Origin of the sequence: Streptomyces katrae, assembly GCF_000717655.1 — a bacterium.
GTDB lineage: Bacteria > Actinomycetota > Actinomycetes > Streptomycetales > Streptomycetaceae > Streptomyces > Streptomyces katrae_B.
Window position 1 is genome coordinate 1 of record NZ_JNZY01000028.1, and the last position, 19,802, is coordinate 19,802.

The 19,802-nt window shown below is 71.5% G+C and carries 16 protein-coding genes and 5 pseudogenes; 9 read left to right on the forward strand and 12 right to left on the reverse strand.

The annotated features are described in order from the left end of the window. Together IF09_RS46420 and IF09_RS40725 are read right to left on the reverse strand one after the other, a co-directional pair. Nucleotides 1–681 (reverse strand): annotated as a pseudogene (locus tag IF09_RS46420) (hypothetical protein); the annotation flags it as partial. A gap of 262 nt (nt 682–943) precedes the next feature. Beyond that, nucleotides 944–1,459, reverse strand: a pseudogene (locus IF09_RS40725) (DMT family transporter); the annotation flags it as partial. Here IF09_RS40725 and IF09_RS47365 point away from each other — a divergent pair. Beyond that, nucleotides 1,423–1,626: pseudogene (locus IF09_RS47365) on the forward strand (MarR family transcriptional regulator); the annotation flags it as partial. The pseudogenes IF09_RS40725 and IF09_RS47365 sit on opposite strands and share 37 nt — an antisense overlap. A gap of 45 nt (nt 1,627–1,671) precedes the next feature. On the opposite strand, the gene IF09_RS0128265 reads toward IF09_RS47365, so the two are convergent. Next, entirely contained in the window at nt 1,672–3,546 is a 1,875-nt protein-coding gene (locus IF09_RS0128265; protein WP_030300304.1) for a glyoxal oxidase, read from the reverse strand. A gap of 190 nt (nt 3,547–3,736) precedes the next feature. Here IF09_RS0128265 and IF09_RS40730 point away from each other — a divergent pair. Further along, nucleotides 3,737–4,089, forward strand: a pseudogene (locus tag IF09_RS40730) (DUF4360 domain-containing protein); the annotation flags it as partial. 98 nt (nt 4,090–4,187) lie between these two features. On the opposite strand, the gene IF09_RS0128275 reads toward IF09_RS40730, so the two are convergent. Next, entirely contained in the window at nt 4,188–5,117 is a 930-nt protein-coding gene (locus tag IF09_RS0128275) for an AraC family transcriptional regulator (RefSeq protein WP_030300306.1), read from the reverse strand. Between the two features lie 100 nt (nt 5,118–5,217). On the opposite strand from IF09_RS0128275, the gene IF09_RS0128280 reads away from it, so the two are divergent. Further along, complete coding sequence (locus IF09_RS0128280) at nt 5,218–6,135, forward strand: MBL fold metallo-hydrolase (RefSeq protein WP_030300308.1); 918 nt, start codon at nt 5,218–5,220, stop codon at nt 6,133–6,135. 50 nt (nt 6,136–6,185) lie between these two features. Here the strand turns inward: IF09_RS0128280 and IF09_RS0128285 are convergent, their stop codons facing one another. Together IF09_RS0128285 and IF09_RS0128290 are read right to left on the reverse strand one after the other, a co-directional pair. Further along, a complete protein-coding gene (locus IF09_RS0128285; RefSeq protein ID WP_037636219.1) occupies nt 6,186–8,117 on the reverse strand; it encodes a helix-turn-helix domain-containing protein in 1,932 nt (643 codons plus the stop codon). 24 nt (nt 8,118–8,141) lie between these two features. Then, nucleotides 8,142–9,515 (reverse strand): MFS transporter, encoded by a 1,374-nt coding sequence (locus tag IF09_RS0128290; protein ID WP_051832988.1) that lies wholly within the window; start codon nt 9,513–9,515, stop codon nt 8,142–8,144. Between the two features lie 510 nt (nt 9,516–10,025). Between IF09_RS0128290 and IF09_RS0128300 the strand changes: the two genes are divergently transcribed. Continuing rightward, complete coding sequence (locus IF09_RS0128300) at nt 10,026–10,475, forward strand: SRPBCC family protein (RefSeq protein WP_030300312.1); 450 nt, start codon at nt 10,026–10,028, stop codon at nt 10,473–10,475. A 69-nt stretch (nt 10,476–10,544) separates the two neighbouring features. On the opposite strand, the gene IF09_RS0128305 is transcribed toward IF09_RS0128300, so the two are convergent. Next, complete coding sequence (locus IF09_RS0128305; protein WP_030300313.1) at nt 10,545–10,943, reverse strand: cofilin family protein; 399 nt, start codon at nt 10,941–10,943, stop codon at nt 10,545–10,547. A 470-nt stretch (nt 10,944–11,413) separates the two neighbouring features. On the opposite strand from IF09_RS0128305, the gene IF09_RS0128310 reads away from it, so the two are divergent. The 3 genes from IF09_RS0128310 to IF09_RS0128320 all read left to right on the forward strand — a co-directional run bounded on the left by IF09_RS0128310 (nt 11,414) and on the right by IF09_RS0128320 (nt 12,762). Then, nucleotides 11,414–11,611 carry a CsbD family protein gene (locus tag IF09_RS0128310; RefSeq protein ID WP_030300314.1) on the forward strand — a complete coding sequence of 66 codons (198 nt, stop codon included), beginning with the start codon at nt 11,414–11,416 and terminating at the stop codon, nt 11,609–11,611. Nucleotides 11,612–11,869: 258 nt separating this feature from the next. After that, complete coding sequence (locus IF09_RS0128315; protein ID WP_030300315.1) at nt 11,870–12,238, forward strand: hypothetical protein; 369 nt, start codon at nt 11,870–11,872, stop codon at nt 12,236–12,238. Between the two features lie 101 nt (nt 12,239–12,339). Continuing rightward, on the forward strand, nt 12,340–12,762 hold the full coding sequence (locus IF09_RS0128320) for a VOC family protein (protein WP_030300316.1): 423 nt from the start codon (nt 12,340–12,342) through the stop codon (nt 12,760–12,762). Between the two features lie 20 nt (nt 12,763–12,782). On the opposite strand, the gene IF09_RS0128325 is transcribed toward IF09_RS0128320, so the two are convergent. The 3 genes from IF09_RS0128325 to IF09_RS40735 are packed head-to-tail and all read right to left on the reverse strand — an operon-like array spanning nt 12,783 to nt 14,643. Then, nucleotides 12,783–12,971 (reverse strand): DUF6381 family protein, encoded by a 189-nt coding sequence (locus IF09_RS0128325; RefSeq protein WP_030300317.1) that lies wholly within the window; start codon nt 12,969–12,971, stop codon nt 12,783–12,785. A gap of 11 nt (nt 12,972–12,982) precedes the next feature. Continuing rightward, nucleotides 12,983–14,017, reverse strand: coding sequence for an NAD-dependent epimerase/dehydratase family protein (locus IF09_RS0128330; RefSeq protein WP_030300318.1), 1,035 nt, complete (start codon nt 14,015–14,017; stop codon nt 12,983–12,985). Further along, nucleotides 14,014–14,643 carry a single-stranded DNA-binding protein gene (locus IF09_RS40735; protein WP_234321180.1) on the reverse strand — a complete coding sequence of 210 codons (630 nt, stop codon included), beginning with the start codon at nt 14,641–14,643 and terminating at the stop codon, nt 14,014–14,016. Before IF09_RS40735 ends, IF09_RS0128330 begins: the two co-directional genes overlap by 4 nt. Before the next feature lie 312 nt (nt 14,644–14,955). Between IF09_RS40735 and IF09_RS0128340 the strand changes: the two genes are divergently transcribed. Continuing rightward, nucleotides 14,956–16,344, forward strand: coding sequence for a (2,3-dihydroxybenzoyl)adenylate synthase (locus IF09_RS0128340; protein WP_030300323.1), 1,389 nt, complete (start codon nt 14,956–14,958; stop codon nt 16,342–16,344). Between the two features lie 51 nt (nt 16,345–16,395). On the opposite strand, the gene IF09_RS0128345 is transcribed toward IF09_RS0128340, so the two are convergent. Beyond that, on the reverse strand, nt 16,396–17,955 hold the full coding sequence (locus tag IF09_RS0128345) for an alpha/beta hydrolase (RefSeq protein ID WP_030300324.1): 1,560 nt from the start codon (nt 17,953–17,955) through the stop codon (nt 16,396–16,398). A gap of 350 nt (nt 17,956–18,305) precedes the next feature. On the opposite strand from IF09_RS0128345, the pseudogene IF09_RS40740 reads away from it, so the two are divergent. Then, a pseudogene (locus tag IF09_RS40740) lies at nt 18,306–18,548 on the forward strand (antibiotic acetyltransferase); the annotation flags it as partial. 43 nt (nt 18,549–18,591) lie between these two features. On the opposite strand, the gene IF09_RS0128355 reads toward IF09_RS40740, so the two are convergent. Next, on the reverse strand, nt 18,592–19,539 hold the full coding sequence (locus IF09_RS0128355) for a 5'-nucleotidase (RefSeq protein ID WP_030300328.1): 948 nt from the start codon (nt 19,537–19,539) through the stop codon (nt 18,592–18,594). Between the last annotated feature and the right edge of the window lie 263 nt (nt 19,540–19,802).

The window sequence follows — 19,802 nt, forward strand, 5'->3', positions numbered from 1 at the left end:
GGCGACGTATTCGGAGTAGCGGTCGCGGTCGGGGCCGTGGACGTACACGACCTGGACGCGGTTGCCGGTGCTGCCGTCACCGTCGCACTGGACGGTCTGCCCCGAGGGCCCGGCGGCGACGGCCTGGTTGCTGCCCCCGGACGCGGGTGCCGGGGCCTTGGACGCCGGGGCACTGGCGGAGGCGGCGTCGGCGGCGGGCGCGTCCTGAGGACGCCCGCTGCCTTCTGCGGCAGCCGCTTCTGCGGCCTCGGGCTTTGCCGGGTCGGCGGCCGGGGCCTTCGTCTTCACGACGGGGGCGACGTCGGCCTTGATGTCGACGTCCTTCGGCGGGGCGTCGGGACCGTGCGTGCAGAGCCCGGCCTCCGTGCGGTAGACGCCGACGCAACGGTCGCCCTTCGGTGCGGCCTTGAGGCCGTCGAAGACCATGCCCTTGGCGGTCTCGTTGGCGGGCTCGCCCACGATGGGCGCCGGCTCCGCGTCGCGGGCCGGTGCGGCGGCCGGTGTGAGGGAGTCCGCGGCCGCGTCGGCCAGTACGGGCGTCCCTGCCTGGGCGTCGTCGCCGAGCCCGGAATAGGCGATGCCGCCCGCTATCACCGCCGCCGTGGCCATGGCGGCGGTGAGGAGTATCAACCGGCGCGGTTTGCGACGGTGTTCGCGCGGCTTCCTGCGATGTCTGGTCATGCGCACCTCAAATCCTTGGTCGGAGGAGTGGGTGCGCGGAAGCCTGCCAGATGGGCGCGGTGGAGAATTCGGACAAACGGGAATGGGCCCCGAGATATCAGACTGTTACCTGCTAGCGGGATTTGATGAACCGTCAACTCACTTAAAAAATAAGTAAGTTACGCGCGTAGGCTGTTAATGGTCCAGGCCATTTCGGAGATCTCGTTACCGAATCGAGATATATGGAGAATCCTTGTTGACGGTAATTCAGTCAGGGATTCACCTAATTACTACCTGCCGAATTCCTCTCGTCACGAGCGGTGAGGAATCCACCCCTCCGCCCGAGGAGGATGCCTGCCAGGGTCAGCAGGAGCCCGCAGATCTGTCGCACGGTGAGCGTCTCCCCGGCGATCACCGGGCCCAACAGGACGCCCGTGACCGGGTTCAGGACCCCAGCAGTCCGACCGTTGCGACCGGCAGCCGCCGCAGGCCCGCGAACCGGGCTGCGAACGCCAGTGCCGTCGCGACGACCGTGACGTACCCGAATCCGACCAGCTCCGAACCGTCCAGGGCCGGCGGAGATCCCTCCGTCGCGGCGGCGAACGGCAGTAGCACGAGCCCGCCGCCCAGCAGCTGCCACGCCGTCGAAGAGCACCTCGACCTCGGTGCTCCACCGCTTGGCGAGGATGTAGCCGAACGAGGACATCGTCATGGCGGCCACGGAGGCCGCCACGCCGAGGGCGTCCAGCGGCACGGACCCGGCTGCACCCGCTCGGGCTGCTGCTGACGGACCGCCTCTGCCTCGTCTACCGCCGCTACGGCCTGAGCGAGGGGGAGTTCGACGTACTGGCCGCCCTGCGCCGCGCGGGCGACCCGTACGAGCGGGCACCCGGCGAACTGGCCGTGCACACCATGGTGACGACCGGCGCCATGACCAAGCGGATCGACCGGCGTCGCCTGGCTGGCCCGGATCGAGCCGCCGCCCGCGCCCTGAGACCGGCGTCGTCCCCGTTACCGGCGGCCGACGCCGAGCTTGACCCACTTCGCCGTGCTCGGCACCCCCTTCTTGTCGAGCAGGAACAGCATGTAGTACCCGGGCGGGGCGTCGGCCGCACTCGGCGGTGTCCGCAGCCCGACCGCGTTGCCGTGCACGCCGGCGATCGGGAGTTCCAGATGGCGCTGGCTGGTGTTCACCGCGTGGGTGACGGTGGTCGGCGCCAGGAGCACGGCCCGGGTGACCCGGGCGGCGGTGGAACTGTGCACCTCGAACCCCGCCCCGTAGCCCAGCTCGCCCTCGGGCACCCGGTCGAGCGCGGGCCGGGCGCCCCGGTGCAGGTACGCGGGCTCGTAGAGCTCGATGCTGCCGTCCATCTTGTCCCCGATGTCGGGGTCGTTGGCGATCTGCTGGAGCTCGTCGCCGGTGACCATCATCCGGCCGTCCGGCAGCACGAGGGCATTGGAGTGGTAGCCGCGGGGCAGCCGCTGCGCCGGTCCGAGCCGCCAACGGCCCTGCGCATCGCGCATTTCGATCTGCCGGTACGAGAGGTCGGCCTGCGGATTGAACGGCCCGTGCCCGTAATTGCGGGTGTCCAGGGCGCCGTTGACCGTGAGCAGCGTCCCGTCCGGCAGGATCAGCGTGTCGTCCTGGGTGCGGCCGAAGGCCCGCGGCTGCTCGGTGGTCCACCGGCCGCCGGACAGCCGGTAGGTGTTCGGGTCGTGCGGATCGCCGCCGAGCACCAGTACGGAGTCGGGGCCGCGGAACCCCGCCGGCAGCGGCACCGCCGAGCCGTAGCCGCGGAAGTCGGCGGGCCGCCGGGGCAGATCGGTCCGGGTCTCCTTGACCGGGTCGAACAGCCACTGCTGATCGGCGTCCCGGCCGAGGCCGTAGATCATGCCGTCGCGCAGCGAGAACAGGTGCGGATAGTCGTTGCGGAACGGGGCGTCCGCCCGCAGCCGCTCGGCGGCCAGGTCGACGGGGATGTCGTACGGGCCCCAGGGCACGGGGTGGCGCAGCGCGGGGAAGCGCTCCACGACCGGGGTGGGCGTGCCCGTACCCCGCTCGGACTGGCCGGACATGATGATCTGCCGCCCGTCCGCCCCCGTCACGACCGAGGGGTACCAGCGGCCGACGGACATGTCCTGGTTGCGGAACCACTTCTCGGTCCACGGGTCGAACACGAAGGACAGCTTGGCGCCGCTGCCGCCCTTGCCGCCGGTGTTGCCCCCGAAAACCCCGACCATGCCGTTGGGCAGGAAGGCGTGCCCCGCGCAGAAGAACGGCGCCGGGCGCGGTACGTACGTACCGTCGGGCATCAGGACCGTCGGGGGCTCCACCTTCTTGAAGGCCCGGGCCCCGGTGCCCCGGGAGGGGTCCCAGAGGAAGGCGCGGCCCGCGTTCGTCCGGCCGATCCGGTCGGTGGGCCCGGTCTCCTTGGTGGGGTTGACCTCCACGCGCTCGAAGGAGAAGAGCAGCACCTTGCCGGTGGGCAGCAGGGCGGTGTGGACGCCGAAGTCGGGGGAGGGGAAGAACTCCGTGAACCGGCCGAACTGCGCGGCGGGGAAGGCGGCGTTGGTGCGCTGCTGCGAGGACTCGAGGGAGGTCAGGCTCTTGGTGCGCTTCGCCTGCGGGTATTCCTGGGGGCCCTTGGCGTCGTTGCGCCGCTGTGCGTGCGCCCGGGCGTGCTCCTCGCCGAGTACGGCGGCCTCTCCGGCATCCGCCTCGACCCGCACGGCGCCGTCGTCGGCCCGGTGGTGCCCCGGAGGGGATTCGTGCCCGACTGCCGCGGCCGAGGCGGGCGGTGGGGGCACGGTGAGAGGTGCGAAAGCGGCGGCCACGGCCACGCATGCGGACAGCACGGCGGAGCGCCGTACGAGCGGACCGGGCATGGGCTCTCCTCCGTCGACGGGATGCCCATCATAGGAGAAATGTCGGCTTTGGCATGGAAGGTCATGGCTGGCGGCGAGTGGAGGTGTGGCATGTGGGGCCGTTCGGCTGGCCGGTCCGGATTGCTGAATCGTTTCTTCGGTGAACCGGGCCGTCCGACCGGGTGATGCTGCGTACCCGGTCGGGCTCGGCACGTACGCCGTGTCCCACGTCGACTACCGGGGCTACGGCAAGCTGGAGGAAGGGGCGATCGGCACCCAGAAGGCCAGCTACTACTTCCAGGGCATGAGCCAGACCGCCAATCGGACGCACCAGTTCCATGGCGCGCTCGACGACAACTGGCAGGTGACCGACACCACCGGCATCGAGGCCCTCGTCTTCGCTCCCTGTGGCGAGCAGCGCAACTTCGACATCACCACCGAGCTGCGCGCGGACGTCGGCACCTCCGACAAGACCAAGACCAGTACATGACCGTCGACTCCACGGACGGCAGCATCAGCACCGTGTACCACTTCTCCTGGAAGCAGTGCCCGGTCCGGCGCTGAGCCGGCCGGTTCTCCGGGCTCCCTGAGCGGCGGTGGCGGTGATCCGTCCCCGCCGCTCAGGGGTGTCCTGCCGTCCGGTCACCCGGCGGCCCGGCCGCCTACGAGGGCTTCGCCGCCGCGTCCCGGTAGCGGCCCGGGGTGGTCCCGAACTCCCTGCTGAAGGCGTGCGAGAAGGCGTACGGAGTCCCGTACCCGACCCGGCGCGCGATCGCGGCCAGCGGGTCGGGGGTGTCGCGGAGCAGGGTGGCGGCGTACGTCAGGCGCCACCACGTCAGGTACGCCATCGGCGGGCGGCCGACCAGTGCGGTGAACCGGCGCGCCAGCGTGGGGCGGGAGACGCCCGCCTCGGCCGCCAGCCGGTCGTTGGTCCAGGGCGCGGCCGGATCCGAGTGCAGCGCCCGCAGGGCGGCGGCCGCGACGGGGTCGCCGAGCACGGCCGACCAGGCTCCGCCCGAGCCCTCGGCCATCCAGGAACGGATCATGTAGACGAGCAGCAGGTCGAGCAGGCTGGGCACCGCCATGCAGGACCCGGGCCGCTGTTCGCCGCTCAGTTCGCCTCCCAACAGGGTGATGGCCGCACGCAGTTCGGGGTGCGCGCCGACCCGATTCGGCAGATGCACCACTTTCGGCAGCTCCAGCATGAGCGGGTGGACGCGGCTGCGGTCGAGCCGGTACTTGCCGCACAGCATCTCCACGGCACCTGAGGCGGCCGCCGCGCCCCGGCCCGGCAGCGTCCCGTCCGGCCGCAGCTCGAACGGCACGGCCCGCGCCACGGCCGCGGCGTCGGCCGGGGAGTCGGCGATCACGTGCCCCGTTCCGTGCGGCAGCAGCACGGCGTCGCCGGGGCCGAGGGAGACCGGCGGGCCGCCGCCGTCGGGCAGCAGCCAGCAATTGCCCTCCAGTACCACGTGGAAACCCGCGCCCTCGTACGGGGCGAAGCGCGTGCACCAACTCCCGCTCACGCTGACCCGGTTGGAGGAGGGCTGCCCGATCCGCACGGCCGCGATGGCGTCGCTCACCACATCCATGGGACCAGGGTAGCCGTGACCTCAGGCATGAGACGACCACGTATTCGGATGAGCCGAACGGGCATTGAGAGGCTCAACCACGCTTTCTAGACTCAACGGCATGAAGAACGAGAGCAGGCAGAGCATCATGCTGGGCGAGGTCGAGATCACCCGGGTCGTCGAATGGGCGGGGCCGCTCGGACCGGCGCGCAACCTCGTGCCGGGGGTCGGGGCAGAGGTGTGGAAAGAGAACCAGGACTGGCTCTCGCCGGACCACTGGGAGGCGGACGGCGACCGGGCGGTGCTCGCCCTCCAGACCTGGGTCCTGCGCAGCGGCGGGAAGACCGTCCTGGTCGACACGGGCGTCGGCAATGGCCGGGAGCGGCCCGGTTCCCCGCACTTCCATCACCGGCAGGGCGATTTCCTCGGGGAGCTGGCGCGGGCCGGTGTCCGGCCGGAGGACGTCGACATCGTCGTCAACACTCATGTCCACGGCGACCACGTCGGCTGGAACACCGTGGCTGCGGACGGGGGCTGGGTGCCCACCTTCCCCCATGCCCAGTACCTCATCCCGGCCGCGGACGACCATCACTTCGGGCCCGGCAACGCGTACGGCGGCGGCCGCCGGGAGGACGACCGGCTGATCTACGAGGACAGCATCGCCCCCGTCCACCGCGCCGGACAGGCCGTGGTCTGGGACGGCGCCCACCGCATCGACGAGTACCTCACCCTCGAGTCCGCGCCCGGACACACCCCCGGATCCGCCGTCCTGCGGCTCGCCTCCGGGACCGACCGGGCCGTCTTCGTCGGCGACCTGCTGCACAGCCCGGTGCAGATCCTGGAGCCCGCCTGCAACAGCTGCTTCTGCCTGGATGCCGGCCAGGCCGCCGCCAGCCGCCGCCGGATCCTCGAACGCGCCGCCGACGAAGTGGAGTTGCTCGTACCCGCCCACTTCGGAGGCGCGGGAGCGGTCGAAGTCCGCCGCCAAGGGCTGAAGTTCGCCCTCGGGGAGTGGGCGGATTACGTCGAGGTCGGGTAGTGGCGCGTTTCCTTTGGGTGAAACCTGATGGTGACAGGCCCGGATGGGTGTCAAACCGGCGACTTCGGGACCGGGCGGGGTCGGACCGACGTCACCCGCAGGATCCGCAGGGCCAGCTGGATCTCCAGCGCACCGGCCGGGGTGTTCCAGTCCTCGCCCAGGATCTGCCGGACCCGGTCCAGACGCTGCACGACGGTGTTGACGTGCACGTGGAGGGCGTCCTTGGTCCGGGCCAGGCTGGCCCCGTGGGCGAAGTACGCCTCCAGTGTGCGGACCAGTTCCGTCCCGCGCTGCGTGTCGTACGCGATGACCGGCCCCAGCACCTGCTCGACGTACGCGCCCACGTCCGCCCCGTCGCCCAGGAGCACCCCGAGGAATCCGAGGTCGGGCAGGCCGGCCCCGTCGCCGGTGTGGCCGAGGGCGTGCAGTGCCTCGAGGCAGCGCAGCGCCTCGGCGTACACGCCCGGGAGCCCCTCCGGTCCGGCGGCGGGCCCGGCGGAGCCCGCGGTGACCGGGGTGCCCAGGGTGTGGCCCAGCTCGGCGGCGAGCGAGCGGGCGAGCGGGCCCGGGCCGTCGGTCGGGGCGAGGAGGACGACGCGGCCCTCGTGCAGACCGGCCAGGCCGTCGCGGGCGCGCGCGTGGCGGGCGGCCTCCGCCGCCAGCCGGGGCCGCAGCGCGGCGTCGCAGTGCAGCACCACGAGGGCGTGCGGGCGGGTGAGGTCGACCCCGAGCTTGCGGGCCCGCAGGGTCTGGCTGTCGGTGTCGCGGACCCGGCCGGGCGCCGCCGGAGCCAGCAGGTCGCCGAGCAGTTCGCCGCGGACCCGGTCCTCGGCGTGGGCGACGGTCCGGCGCAGCAGGAGCAGGAGAGCCGTCACCAGGCCGGCCCGCTCGAACAGCCGCCGCTCGGTGTCGGGCAGGTCGGCGCGTCCGCCGAGGGTGAGGCTGCCCAGCAGCTCCGGCCCGGCCAGGACCGCGCAGACCCATACGCCGTCCACCGCGACGGCCCGGCCGCCGGAGCGCGACGCGGCCAGGCCGCGGGCCGGCGGGCCGACCGGATCCCGGCCGACCCGTGCGAGCTCGGCGCCGTCGCCGTCGTGCACGACCAGGCTGCCGCCCAGCAGCGCGGCGACCTCCTGGGCGACGTCGGCCACGTCGCCGCCGCGCAGGACGAGGCGGGTGAGGCGGTCGTGCGTCTCGGCGGCGAGCCGCATCGCCTCGCTCTGGGCGCGGGCGGTCTCGGTGGCGACCCCGAGTTCGACCAGGGCGGCGCGGGTCTCTTCGAGCAGCCGGGCGCTGTCGATGGCGACGGCGGCGTGGTCGGCGAGGGAGGAGAGGAGCGCGACCGCGTCGGGGGTGAAGTCGCGGACCGCCCGGTCGGCGGCGTACAGCACCCCGATCACACGGGTGCCGACGCGCAGCGGGACACCGAGGATGCCGCGCAGGCCCTCCTCGCGGACCCCGTTGTCGATGGTGTCCGTGTGCCGGAAGCGGTCGTCGGTGCGGTAGTCGGCGCTGGCGTACGGGCGGGCGGTCTGGGCGACCAGACCCCCGAGCCCCTCGCCCATCCCGAGCCGCAGCTGCTGGAAGGCGGCCGACACCGAGCCGTCGGTGACGCGCATGAACGTGTCGCCGACGACCGGGTCGTTGAGGGTCATGTACGCGACGTCGGTGCCCAGCAGCATGCGGGCCCGGTGGACGATGGCCCGGAGCACCGCGTCCAGATCGCGCAGGGCGGCGAGGTCGCCGGCGGTGTCGAACAGGGCCGTGAGCTCGGCCTCGCGTCGCCGGTGCTGATCGAGCGTACGCCGGATGTCCAGCGCCACCCGTGTGGCCTCGTCCACGAGGGCCTGCTCGGCGGGACCCGCCCCGGCGGTGCGTGCGTCCGCCGCGGGGCGGTCGAACTGCTCGACCGGCGCGCCGCGGCGCAGCAGACCGAGCAGTTCGAGCAGGGCGGATTCGGATCCGGAGGTCATGGGGGGCATTCTTCCGTGGCCGGCCGGACCGTATCAGGCGGGGTCGACGGCGGCCGGGAGCGGAGCCGTCCGTCCGCCGGAGGCCGCGGCGCCCCCGGTGCCTGCCTGTGTCAGATCACGGCCGCGGGTCTCCCGGGCGAAGGCGACGGTGAGGGTGGTCACGACGGCTGCCGCACAGAGATAGAGGGAGACGGGAACGGAGGAGCCGTAGTCCTTGAGGAGCTCGACGGCGATGAGCGGGGCCAGTGCTCCGGCCACGATCGAGGCGAGCTGCGAGCCCATCGAGGCACCGGAGTAGCGGACGTCGGTGTCGAACATCTCGGAGATGAAGGCGGCTTGGGGGCCGTACATGGCACCGTGCAGGAGCAGCCCGGCGGTGACGGCCACGGTGATGACGGCGAAGGACTTCGAGTCGACCAGCGCGAAGAACGCGAACGCCCAGAAGGCCATACCGGCCGACCCGATCAGTGTCACGGGACGCCGGCCGATCCGGTCGGACAACGCACCCCAGGCCGGGATGGTGACGAAGTGGACGGCCGAGCCGATGAGGACGGCGTTCAGCGCGGTGCTCTTGGCCAGCCCCAGGTGCACGGTGACGTAGACGAGCAGAAAGGAGGTCAGCACGTAGTACGAAATGTTCTCGCCGAACCGGGTGCCGATGGCGGTCAGCACCTGGCGCGCGCTCTTGCGGAACACCCGGACGACCGGAGCTTCGTCCTTGCGCCCCTGCCGGGCGGCCTGCGCGGCGAGGAACACCGGGGACTCGGAGACGGACAACCGGATCCACAACCCGACCATCACCAGGACCCCGGAGAGCAGGAACGGGACGCGCCAGCCCCACGCCAGGAACGCGGCATCGGACTGCACACCGGCGAGCAGCGCGAGCACCCCCGTGGCCAGCAGGTTCCCGCCCGGAGCACCGGACTGCGGCCAGGACGCCCAGAACCCGCGGTGCTCGGCCCCGCCGTGCTCGGACACGATCAGCACCGCCCCGCCCCACTCCCCGCCGAGGGCGAAGCCCTGCACCAGCCGCAGCACGGTGAGCAGTACGGGGGCCCCGACGCCGATGCTCGCGTACGTGGGCAGCAGCCCCATCGCGAAGGTGGCCCCGCCCATCATGAGCAGGCTCAGCACGAGCAGCTTCTTGCGTCCGACCTTGTCCCCGAAGTGCCCGAACACCACCCCGCCGAGCGGCCGGGCCAGGAAACCGATGGCGTAGGTGATGAAGGCGATCAGGGTCCCGGTCAGCGGATCGCCGGTGGGAAAGAACAGCTTGTTGAACACCAGCGCGGCGGCGGTGCCGTACAGAAAGAAGTCGTACCACTCGATGGTGGTCCCGATGAGGCTCGCGGCGACGATGCGCTTGATGGAGCCGGGGCTTGGGGACGGTACGGCAGAGGCGGCCATGATTTACCACTTCCGGACTGGGGACGGGGACGATCCGTGTCGCCACACCGTAGAAACCCCCAGCCCACCCGCACATGGCCCGCGTCCACACAGTTGTCCCCCGGGATATGTGCGCCCCGCCCACCACGGCACCCGTGTACGCCTCGCCCGCGAGCCCGCCGGTCCGTTCTCGGGACCGAAGGAGGTGGCCACCCCGCAGGAGGGCCGACTCTCCAGGTGTTCGTACTGATCCGGGGCCGGTTCCGGGCCACCGGCGACGGCGGCCCGGAGCGAGCCGGCCTCGAGGTCCGGGCGATGGCCGTCTTCCGCTGATTCGGGCAGCGTCCGCATCGCGCGGGGCCGCCCCCGGGGGCCGGTTGGCACGGGAAGTGGGCTCGTTCGGGGAATCACCTCGAAAACGCCGGGGCAGGCGGGGGGTGAGCGGGCACGGATGCGGTGCCCCCGCGGGAGCCGGACAGGCCCAAGGCACAGGTTCCCGCATCACGATCCGCCAGACCGAGGAGGCGCATCATGTCGCAGGTCAAGGAGTCGATCGAGGTCGACGTTCCCGTCCGGGCAGCGTATGACCAGTGGACGCAGTTCGAGTCGTTCCCCCAGTTCATGGAGGGGGTCGAGAGGATCGAGCAGCGTTCGGACACCCTCACGCACTGGGTGACGAAGATCGCCGGTGTCAAGCGGGAGTTCGACGCGGAGATCACCGAACAGATCCCGGACACCAAGGTCGCCTGGGTCACGGTCGGTGGTGAGACCGAGCAGTCGGGCCTGGTCACCTTCCGACCCATCGACCCCTCGCATACCCAGGTCACGCTGATGATGGACTTCGATCCGGACGGGATGGCCGAGAACATCGGCGACAAACTCGGCTTGGTCGACCGCCAGGTCAAGGGAGACCTGAAGCGGTTCAAGCACTTCATCGAAGACCGGGGTACGGCCACCGGGGAATGGCGCGGACAGGTCTGACCCCGGCTCCCCGCCCGTCCGGCCGCCCGCCCGTCCGGGTGGCCGGTACGGGCGGCAGCCGGGGCGCGCTCAGCCGGCCAGGGCGACGAGCCTCTGGTACGCCAGCTGGTCCGTCCGCCTGGCTGTGAGGTGGACGTGAACGTCGGCGAGGAACTCCGCCAGCGACGTGTAGCCGGGCGTGTAGGCCGCTTCGTCCTGCTCACTCGCCGCCGAGGGGACCCACAGGATCAGTACGCGCTCGTTCCTGCGCATGCCTTCCGGGCTGGCGAACGACAGCTCGTGGACGACCAGGCGCGGCTCGTCGACGGGCAGCGCCTGGAGCAGCTCATCGTGGGTCAGGTTTCCCTCGACCTCCGTGACCAGCCCACCCGGCGTGCCGCGGAGGATCACGGTGTTGGTCTCCCGCGTCTCCTTCAGACGCTGGAGGGCATCAAGGCAGCCTTCCGAAAGGCCGGCCGGGCTGTTCACACGGGCCTCGTTTCTCTCATGGCCGGAACCGGAGATCGACAACGCGACCCCTGACGGGTTCGTCGGCTGGTCTGTTCACCCGTGCTCCTTCCCGATCTTCCACATCACGGTAGCCATCACACAGGACGGTCGGCGTTGGCGCGCCGGTGAGGGGCATCCGGCTTCTGCCCGCACAGCCGCCGTCCCCGCCCGGGCGGCAGCTTCAGGGGAACCGCGCAGGAGGAGCCGGACGGCGCCGAAGATGCAGAGGAAGATCTGGCTCCACCGCTGGGAACCGAGGGCGCGAATGCTGAATGGCGTCGTTCTCGCCGGGCAGGCGTCGTAAGGATCAGGATCCGGCGGATCCGTGAACAGGCGCCACGGGCCGGCCCGTCCGCGTATGGGGGACCATCGCCGGCCCCGCCGCGCACGAAAGACCGGTTTCATCTAGTTTGTCCCTATCGGGATTCCCACGAATCAAGGAGTTCACCATGGCTGACAAGGGCAAGATGGACCAGGCCAAGGGCAAGGCCAAGGAAGCCGTCGGCAAGGTCACCGGCAACGACCGGATGAAGACCGAGGGCAAGACGGACCAGGCCAAGGGCAAGGCGAAGGAAGCCCTGAGCGAAACCGAGAAGCGCGCCCGCGGCATCGAGGATTCCGTGCGCGACAAGCGCGACAGGGCCTGACGCCGACCCGGCGAGTCCCACGGGCTCACCGGCGGACCGGGGATGCGGCCCACGGCGCCTCGGCGTCGTGGGCCGCATCATTTTCCGGCCCGGGCAGGGGAGGGCTTCACACCCCTCCGTGCGGCAAATGATGCGGGGGCCGAATCCGTGTGTGAGCGTGGACGTGCCTGTTCCGCGGGCTCGGCCCCGACGCACGCGGCAGGGCCCGACCGAGGCGTGGCGCGGCCGGGTCCATGTGCACGAGAGAGGTAGCCCTTGATGGACAGCCAGGACAAGGACAGCCCGGCGGCCGAAGTGGTGGTGGCGGTCGGCGACTGCTCTGCGGAGGACGCGCGCGCCGTCCTCGACCTGCTCGAGCGTTCCTTCCCCGCAGAGGCCCGGGCGGGCAGCGCAGCGCAAGGCGGACAGGCCGCGACCGTGTGGAGCGCGACCCTCGACGCGGCGAAGCCGGCGGAGCGCAAGGCGGCGCCCGTTCGGCTGAAGGACCCGGTCAGCGTCACCCTCCAGGGAGGCCCCCGCGCGGTGGAGCGGGTGCAGGCCGCCCTCGCCGGACAATTCACCGTCGAGGACATGGGAGCCGTATCGGGCGATCAGGAGATGGAGCTCGGACTCCGCATCCGTTCCTGAGACCGAGTGCGGGGGCCGGTTGCGGGCGCCGGTTTCACACCGTCCGCCCGGCCTGCGGGCACGTACCGTGTACGGACGCCGACACAGGGCAAACGGCGTGCATGACCGTACCCAAGACAACCGTTCTCGTCCTGGACAGTGCCGAGCCCGAGCTGCTGGCACGGTTCTACGCCGAACTGCTCGGTGCCACGGCAGGGCCGGCACCGGGCGACGGGGAACTCCTCCTCGTCACCGGCCGCGGCGGCGTCGTACTCGGAGTCCGCCGCGACCCGGACCACGCCCCACCGAGCTGGCCGCTCCCGGAGGGCTCCCAGCAGGCCCATCTGTGCATCCTCGTCGACGAGAAGTGCCTCGACGAGGCCGAGCGCGAGGCCGTGACCCTCGGAGCCCGGCCGGTGGCCGCGGAGGACGACGGCAGCCTGCCGGGCAGCCGGACGACCCTGCGCCGCTACGCCGACCCGGCCGGCCACGCGTTCGCGCTCGCCGCCATCCGCGAAGACGTCGTCCCCGGAGACGCCGCTTAGCGCCGCCTGGCGCCGCGTGGCTACATCGGGTCCATGGTCCCGCTGCCCCTCCCGTACACCTGCTCGCTCTTCTCGCGGATGCGCATGGCCTTGTCCCTCAGCCGCTGTCGTTCCACGGGATCCGTGGCGTGTTGCGCCGTCTGCTCCAGTTCTTGGGCCTTGTCACGCATCTCCCTGGCTCGCTCGGGAGGCCGGCTTTCTTCGCTCATGGTCAGTCCTTTCACGCGTGCCGATGGCGTCCTGCGCCCGCAGTTGCGGGGGTCAGGGGCGGGGTGTCGAGGCCGGCTCCCTGGTGGAGGCCTTCGAGGAATGCCGCGACGGCCTCGGTGGCGGTGGTCGACGGCGTCCATCCCAGCTCGTCGCGGGCCCGGCCGGCGTCGAGCAGGGGGAGTCGCAGAACGGCGTCCAGCAGGCCGGGATCGGCCGGTACGAGGTGTACCCGCCAGGCCGCGGAGAGCGCGGCTCGGGCTGCGCCGGCCGGGAGAGGCAGCGTACGGGCGCGCAGGAGGCCGGCCACGGCGGCCGTGTTCAGTACGGGATCGGCCACCAGGTTGAACGGGCCGCGGACGGGGCGGACGACGGCCGCCCGGTACGCCTCGGCGGCGTCGTCGGTGTGCAGGGCCTGGAAGCGCAGGCCGGACACGGCGGGCAGGGCGGGCAGCAGGCCCGGCCGGATCAGGCGCCACGGCAGGAACCGCCCGCCGAAGATCCTGCCCTGCTCGCTCGCCGACTCCTTCTTGAACAGGAACGCCGGCCGCATCCGCACCACCCGCAGTTCGCGGTGGGCGAGTTGGAAGCTGTCGAGGTACCGCTCCAGATAGGCCTTCTCCCGGGTGTAGGCAGCGCCCGGCCAGCCGTGGGTGGGCCAGGACTCGTCGACCGGACGCCCGTCCTCCGGGCCGGGCGAGTACGCGCCGACCGACGAGGCGTGCACCAGGGCGTGCACACCGGCCCGTGCACACGCCTCGAAGACGTTGATGCTTCCCAGGACGTTGGTCCGCCAGGTGGCGACGGGGTCGTGGGTCGGCTGGAACTTCCACGCCAGGTGGACGACCGCGTCGGCGCCCGCGAAGACCCCGGTCAGGTCGCCGCGGCCCGGTTCGACGTCGGCTTCGGTCCACCGCACGCCGGGGATGCTCAGGCCGGGCCGGCGACGGGAGACACCAAGCACGTCGGTGACCGTACGGTCGGCCGCCAGGGCCTCGACCACACTGGTGCCCGCGTTGCCGCTGGCGCCCGTGACGACGACTCTCATGACGCCCACCCCGCCCTTCGCGACGGCCGGTGGCGTGGCGTGCCGTCGGCGCGGCCCCGGCCGGCCAGGACGGAGCCTTCGGCAGCGGCGGTGAAGGTCCGGCCCGCGGCCTCCCCCCGCAGTTCCTCCAGGACGGCCGCCTGGCGCTGCGCGCGGTCCAGGAGCCGGGCGACGACGGCCGGGTCGAGAGGGGCTTCGGCGGTGGCGGCGAGGGTCCCCAGTGACCGCCACAGGGATGCCTTGCCCTCCACGCCGAGCCGCATGGCTTCCAGCTCGAGGACGTCGCTGAGGGGTGAGCGGCTCACCAGCCGGCCGTTGAGCTTGGCCCTGCCCGCCTTCTCGGCCAGACGTCCCATGACGACCCTGTGCCACTGCGCGGGGACGTCGAAGGCCGTCATGATCTCGCGCAGGCTGTCCCGGTCCTGGGCGATCTGCTCGGCCAGCGCGGCCAAGGGGACCCCCGCCGGGGTACCGCGGTGCGCCCGCGCCATCCGGCGGATGAGGGAGACGCCACTGCTGGCGCCCGCGAGGTGGTCGTTCAGATAGATCGCGAGGAGGCGTTGCCGGGTTGATGCGGGTGAGGAACGGGGTTCCGAGCTGTGGGGGTGCGTTTCCCTGGCATGCATGGCGCTGTTCCGATCGTTTGGACGTGGGCGGCTGCCACCCGCGATGCCGGGGGTGGCCCTTGGCGTCTGACCGGCCTGGCGGCCTTCAAACCAGGAGTGCCGAGCCGGCACCGGTAGAAGCCGTTCCTGCTGGTGAGCGCCCCTGATTGGATGTTCCGCCGATGGAGTGCGACGTCCATGGTCAGGAAAGCGCCTTGCGTGCGGGCGCACCGAACCATTGGATTCCAAGGTCAGGACGTCGAGTTGCTCCCCGGCCGCTGCGTCCGCCCTGGCCCGGATGGACACCGGTCGGCCCGGAAGGAAGCGAAACGCATGGCAACCCTGCTCGACGGCTGTACGCCCTGGCCCGAGGAGTTCGTCGACCGCTACTGGGCGGCCGGGCGCTGGCGGGGCAACACGCTGGACAACCTGCTGCGCGGCTGGGCCCTGCAGTACGGACCACGGACTGCGCTCGTGCACGGCGGCAACCGCATCACGTACGCGAACCTGAACCGGCGCGTGGACCGCATGGCCGCCGGATTCCGGCTGCGCGGCCTGCGGCCCGGGATGCGGGCCGTCGTCCAGCTGCCGAACGTGCCCGAGTTCGTCGTTACCGTGTTCGCACTGATGCGGATCGGCGTGATCCCAGTGTTCTGCCCGGTCCCGCACCGCGCCTGCGAGGTGCCCGACCTCGTACGGGTCACCCAGGCCGTCGCGTACGTCGCTCCCTCGACGTACCAGGGCTTCGACCACACGGCGATGGCAGCGGACATCGCGGCCCGATGGCCCTTCCTGCGGCGGGTGTTCACCTATGAGGCGCCGGGCGAGTCGTCCCCGTACGGCGGTCTGACGACCGACCCGTCGGGCTGCCAGTACTCCCCGCTGGGCTCCATCGACGCCGCGCCCGAGCCGGCGCTCGCGCAGAGCGCCGGCCAGGTGGCCTTCTTCCTGCTCTCCGGCGGCTCCGCGGCGGCGCCCAGGCTCGTTCCGCGCACCCACGACGACTACGCCTACCAGGCACGGGCCGCCGGCGAGCTGGTGTCGCTCACCGAGAACGACGTGTATCTCGCTGCGCTGCCCGCCGAGTCCAACCTCACCTTCGGCTGCCCGGGCATCGTCGGTACCCTCTCGGCCGGCGGCACCGTCGTCCTGCTCGAGGACCCGGAACCCACCGAATGCCTCGCGGCCATCGAACGCGAGCGGGTCACCCTCACGTCGCTGGCGCCCGACGCCGCCCAGCGCTGGCTCGACGTACTCCCCAGGGTCCGGGCCGACTTGAGCAGTCTGCGCCTCGTGCAGGTCGGCGGCGCGCCCTTGCACCGGGCGACCGCGGAGCAGATGGGCACCGAACTGGGCTGTCGCCTGCAGCAGGTCTTCGGCATGGCCGAGGGGCTGCTCACCCTCACCCGGCCCACCGATCCGGACGAGACCGTGCTCACCACGCAGGGCCGGCCGCTTTCGCCCGACGACGAGATCCGCATCGTCGACGCCGAGGGCAAGGACCTGCCCGACGGGCAGCCCGGCGAACTCCTCGCCCGCGGTCCGTACACCCTGCGCGGCTACTACCGGGCGCCGGACCTCAACGCACGCTCCTTCACCACCGACGGGTACTTTCGCACCGGCCAACTGGCGTGGCGCACCCCGGACGGCGACCTGGTGGTGACCGGCCGCCCCGAGAACGTCCCGCGGCGGACCGGCCACGAGGACCCGTCCGGCCCGTGACGGACAGGGCGGCACCCTCGCCGGCTCCCGGCACCCCCACGGCCGGCACCCCTACGGGGAGGGCGTCGCGTCCTGGCAGGTCACGTCCGCAGCGGGCAGCCGGCCCGTGGCGAGGTACTTGTCGACCGTGGCGTCGGCGCAGGAGGCCGGGTCGGAGAGGTACACACCGTGCTTCCGGCCGCCCAGCGCGAGCACCATCCGTGAGCCCTTGAGCGCCTTGTGCAGGCCCTGGCCGCTGGCCAGCGGGGTCGTCGGGTCCCACTCGTTCTGTACGGTCAGTACGTCGGCCCGGGTCTTCATGGGCGTCGCGGGCTCGACTGGCCGCTGCCAGAAGGCGCACGGCTTGATGTTCGATGCGAAGTCCCCGTAGATCGGATACTTCGCCTTGTCCCGCACCGCGTCCCGCGCGTACTGATCGGGGTCACGCGGCCAGCTGTCCGTGTCCCCGCACACGACGGACCAGTAGACGGCCGTGGCGTTGTCACCGAAAGCGGAGGCTGCTGCCGGGCCGGCCGCCGCGGTGTCCGGCGCGGAGGTGCTCCGTTCGGACGTCCGGGCGCCTGCCAGCAGCCGCTCCAGCTCCGGCGCGCCGCCGTCCGCCGGCGGGTGTCCGGTCTCGGCCAGGGCCTTCAGGAACCTGATGGCGGCCGAGGCCCCGTACGGGTCGAAGAACAGCGACGGATCGGCTCTGAGATCGTCACCCGTGTACTTCTGCCCGTCGTGGACGATCGGGTCCCGGTCGGCCCGCGCCACGAGGCCCCAGAAGGTGGCGGACACCTCTTCGGGCGTGGTGCCGAGCCCGTACCGGTCCGAGCGCTCCGCCGCCCACCGCGTCCACCGCGCGAAGGCCGGCTCCGCCTCGGTGCCCCACACCTGGATCATGCCGCGCCAGACGCGCTGCGGGTCCACCCCGCTGTCCAGCACGAAGCGGTCGGTGTGCTGCGGGAACATCTGGGAGTACACGGCGCCGAGGTAGGTCCCGTACGAGTAGCTCAGGTACGAGATCTTCCGCTCGCCGAGCGCCGCGCGGATCACGTCCAGGTCGCGGGCCGTGTTGCGGGTGGTGATGTACGGGATGACGTCGCCGGACTTCTCACGGCACTTGTCGGCGATGCCGCGCGCCCAGGCCACGTCCGAGGGGAAGGTCTCGGGCCGGTACGCACCGCCGATGCCGTGTTCGGCCCGGCTCAGCCCGCCACAGGTGATCGGGCTGCTCTGGCCGACCCCGCGCGGGTCGAAGCCGATGAGGTCGTACTGGTCCCGTACGTCCTTGGGCAAATTCTTGTCCAGCTCGACCGGCCGGGTCAGGGCGGCGGCGCCGGGACCGCCAGGGTTGAAGAGCAGGACGCCGCGCCGCTTGGCGGGGTTCTCGCTCCTGATCCGGGATATCGCGAGGTCGAGCGTGCGGCCCTCGGGGTGCTGATAGTCGAGCGGCACCTTGAGGGTCGCGCACTCGTACGTCGCCGGCCGGTCCGGACTGCAGCGGTGCCAGGCCGGCTTCTGGCGCATGTGGCCGGGGGTCTGGGCGGCGGCTGCCTGATGCGCCGTCAGCAGGGGCAGGGAGGTCGCGACGAGTCCGACGGTGGCGAGCAGCGGTGCGAGGCGTTTCATGGGCGGGTGCCGTTCCTTCATCCGGTGAAATCGCTGGTGTGCCCACCTTGTTGCATCGGCGGGTACCCGCGAATCCCCTGGAAGGGCCGTCCCTGGTCCCTCTCCCGTACCATGTGAATCAGGGCAGTTGGCCGGAATCCGGCCCGGTGACCCCTTCGCTCGGCGTGACGGGCGCCACCCCGCCACCGGCCGGATGCGCGCATGATCACCGCTGGTACGCGGGGGTACGGAGACCGCCTCGGCACCCGACGCGAACACCGCCCGAGCCGCGGGTAGTCGGTCCCCCTCAAGTACGACGGCGCCGCCGAACGGGGGACGGAGGCCCGGCGGTCGGATGAGGACTCGCCGACGGAGCGTGCATCGGCCACGGCGCGATCATCGCCTCCGGAGCCGTCGTCGTCGAGGTCCCCGACTACGGCATCGTCGGCAACAACCCGGCCCGGCTGATGCGAACCCGGTACAACGAGGCGGACGTCACCCGCCTCCTCTCCCTGGCCTGGTGGGACTGGCCGGCCGAGCACCTGACCCGGCACGTGCGCACCGCCGTGTCCGGCAGCACCGACGCCCTGGAAGCCGCCGCCCCGGCCGGGCCCCGGCGCGCGTGGCGGGAGTCCCGCCGGCGCCGACGGTCGTTCGTCACCCTTCCGCCGTTCGGCGGGTCGTATTGACCACTCCGAACGGGATGTGAACGCTGGGGGTGCCCGGTGCCGTGGCGTTCAGATGAGAGACCTGGTCGTCGAAGAAGATGTGCGGGTCGAGCGCTTTCATGACCGCAGCCTTGTCGATACCGCCGAGGAAGAAGGCGTCGTTGACCCGTAGCCCCCACCCTTTGAGGCTGGTGACGGCACGTTCATGTGCCGGGGCATCCCGAGCGGTGACCAGGGACACCCGAACGCGGGGCTGATACGTCGGATCCTTGCGGCGCTGCTCCTCCTCGCGGCGCTGGATGCGGTTGATGCCGGCGAGGAAGTCCCGTAGCGGGCCCGGATCGTGGGGGGTGGTGGCATTGCGGACCTCGTGCGCACGGAACTGGTCGAGACCGCCGCTCTGGTAGATCCGCTCGGCGGCGTCGCCTGCCAGCACTCCGTCGAAGTCGAAGGCCATGCGGAGTTCACGGTCGGTCTCGTCGTCGATGCGTGCTGTTTCGAGTACATGACCCGCCGGCAGTCCATCTGAGACCGCGTCGCGGACGTCAGGTCCGTTGGCCGACAGGAACAGTGACATGTTCAGCGCCGGCATGAAGCGGTGTGAGGATCGACCCTGCCGGAAGACCGCGCGGCTGATCGGCAGGTCGTGCGCTTTGATCGAACGCATGACGCGCATGCCGGTGTCCGGGTCGTTCCGGGAAAGGATGATGACCTCGACCAAGGGATCGGACCGATCCGAGAGGTCGTTCAACGACAGCAGGCGTCTGACGAAGGGGAAGGCCACCCCTTTGCCCAGCACATCGTCGACATGAGTCTCCTGATGGCTCCGGTAGGCGTCCTCTCCTTGCTCCCGGAACACGGCGTCGCAGTCGGTCAGGTCGAAGAGGGCACTGGAGGCGATCCCCACCACCAAGCGGTCGGACAGGTCGTACTTCATGGCACTCCTCTGCCGGCACAAGTGCAACGTCGGGATGCTTATCACCCCTTGGCATATGCGGAAAACGGAAAACGGCAAACGGCTCGGGCTGCGGCCCTGCAGGAGCGGGCATCGAAGAAGGGGCGCAACTCGGGCCACACGGCCCGGACTTCGGAGCAGAAGACGTGCGCGCCCCCGGGGCCGGTCCTCGGTATGTCCTGCATCAGTTCGCGCAGGGTTCCCGTGTCGCCCCCGGCCCGCTCGCGGAGTGTGCGGAGGTCGCC

Excerpts from the sequence above, each read along its gene's own strand:
- IF09_RS0128265 (WP_030300304.1), bottom strand. The coding sequence starts at position 3,546 with ATGCCCGGTCCGCTCGTACGGCGCTCCGCCGTGCTGTCCGCATGCGTG.
- IF09_RS0128275 (WP_030300306.1), bottom strand. The coding sequence starts at position 5,117 with ATGGATGTGGTGAGCGACGCCATCGCGGCCGTGCGGATCGGGCAGCCC.
- IF09_RS0128280 (WP_030300308.1), top strand. The coding sequence starts at position 5,218 with ATGAAGAACGAGAGCAGGCAGAGCATCATGCTGGGCGAGGTCGAGATC.
- IF09_RS0128285 (WP_037636219.1), bottom strand. The coding sequence starts at position 8,117 with ATGCCCCCCATGACCTCCGGATCCGAATCCGCCCTGCTCGAACTGCTC.
- IF09_RS0128290 (WP_051832988.1), bottom strand. The coding sequence starts at position 9,515 with ATGGCCGCCTCTGCCGTACCGTCCCCAAGCCCCGGCTCCATCAAGCGC.
- IF09_RS0128300 (WP_030300312.1), top strand. The coding sequence starts at position 10,026 with ATGTCGCAGGTCAAGGAGTCGATCGAGGTCGACGTTCCCGTCCGGGCA.
- IF09_RS0128310 (WP_030300314.1), top strand. The coding sequence starts at position 11,414 with ATGGCTGACAAGGGCAAGATGGACCAGGCCAAGGGCAAGGCCAAGGAA.
- IF09_RS0128315 (WP_030300315.1), top strand. The coding sequence starts at position 11,870 with ATGGACAGCCAGGACAAGGACAGCCCGGCGGCCGAAGTGGTGGTGGCG.
- IF09_RS0128320 (WP_030300316.1), top strand. The coding sequence starts at position 12,340 with ATGACCGTACCCAAGACAACCGTTCTCGTCCTGGACAGTGCCGAGCCC.
- IF09_RS0128325 (WP_030300317.1), bottom strand. The coding sequence starts at position 12,971 with ATGAGCGAAGAAAGCCGGCCTCCCGAGCGAGCCAGGGAGATGCGTGAC.
- IF09_RS0128330 (WP_030300318.1), bottom strand. The coding sequence starts at position 14,017 with ATGAGAGTCGTCGTCACGGGCGCCAGCGGCAACGCGGGCACCAGTGTG.
- IF09_RS40735 (WP_234321180.1), bottom strand. The coding sequence starts at position 14,643 with ATGCATGCCAGGGAAACGCACCCCCACAGCTCGGAACCCCGTTCCTCA.
- IF09_RS0128340 (WP_030300323.1), top strand. The coding sequence starts at position 14,956 with ATGGCAACCCTGCTCGACGGCTGTACGCCCTGGCCCGAGGAGTTCGTC.
- IF09_RS0128345 (WP_030300324.1), bottom strand. The coding sequence starts at position 17,955 with ATGAAACGCCTCGCACCGCTGCTCGCCACCGTCGGACTCGTCGCGACC.
- IF09_RS0128355 (WP_030300328.1), bottom strand. The coding sequence starts at position 19,539 with ATGAAGTACGACCTGTCCGACCGCTTGGTGGTGGGGATCGCCTCCAGT.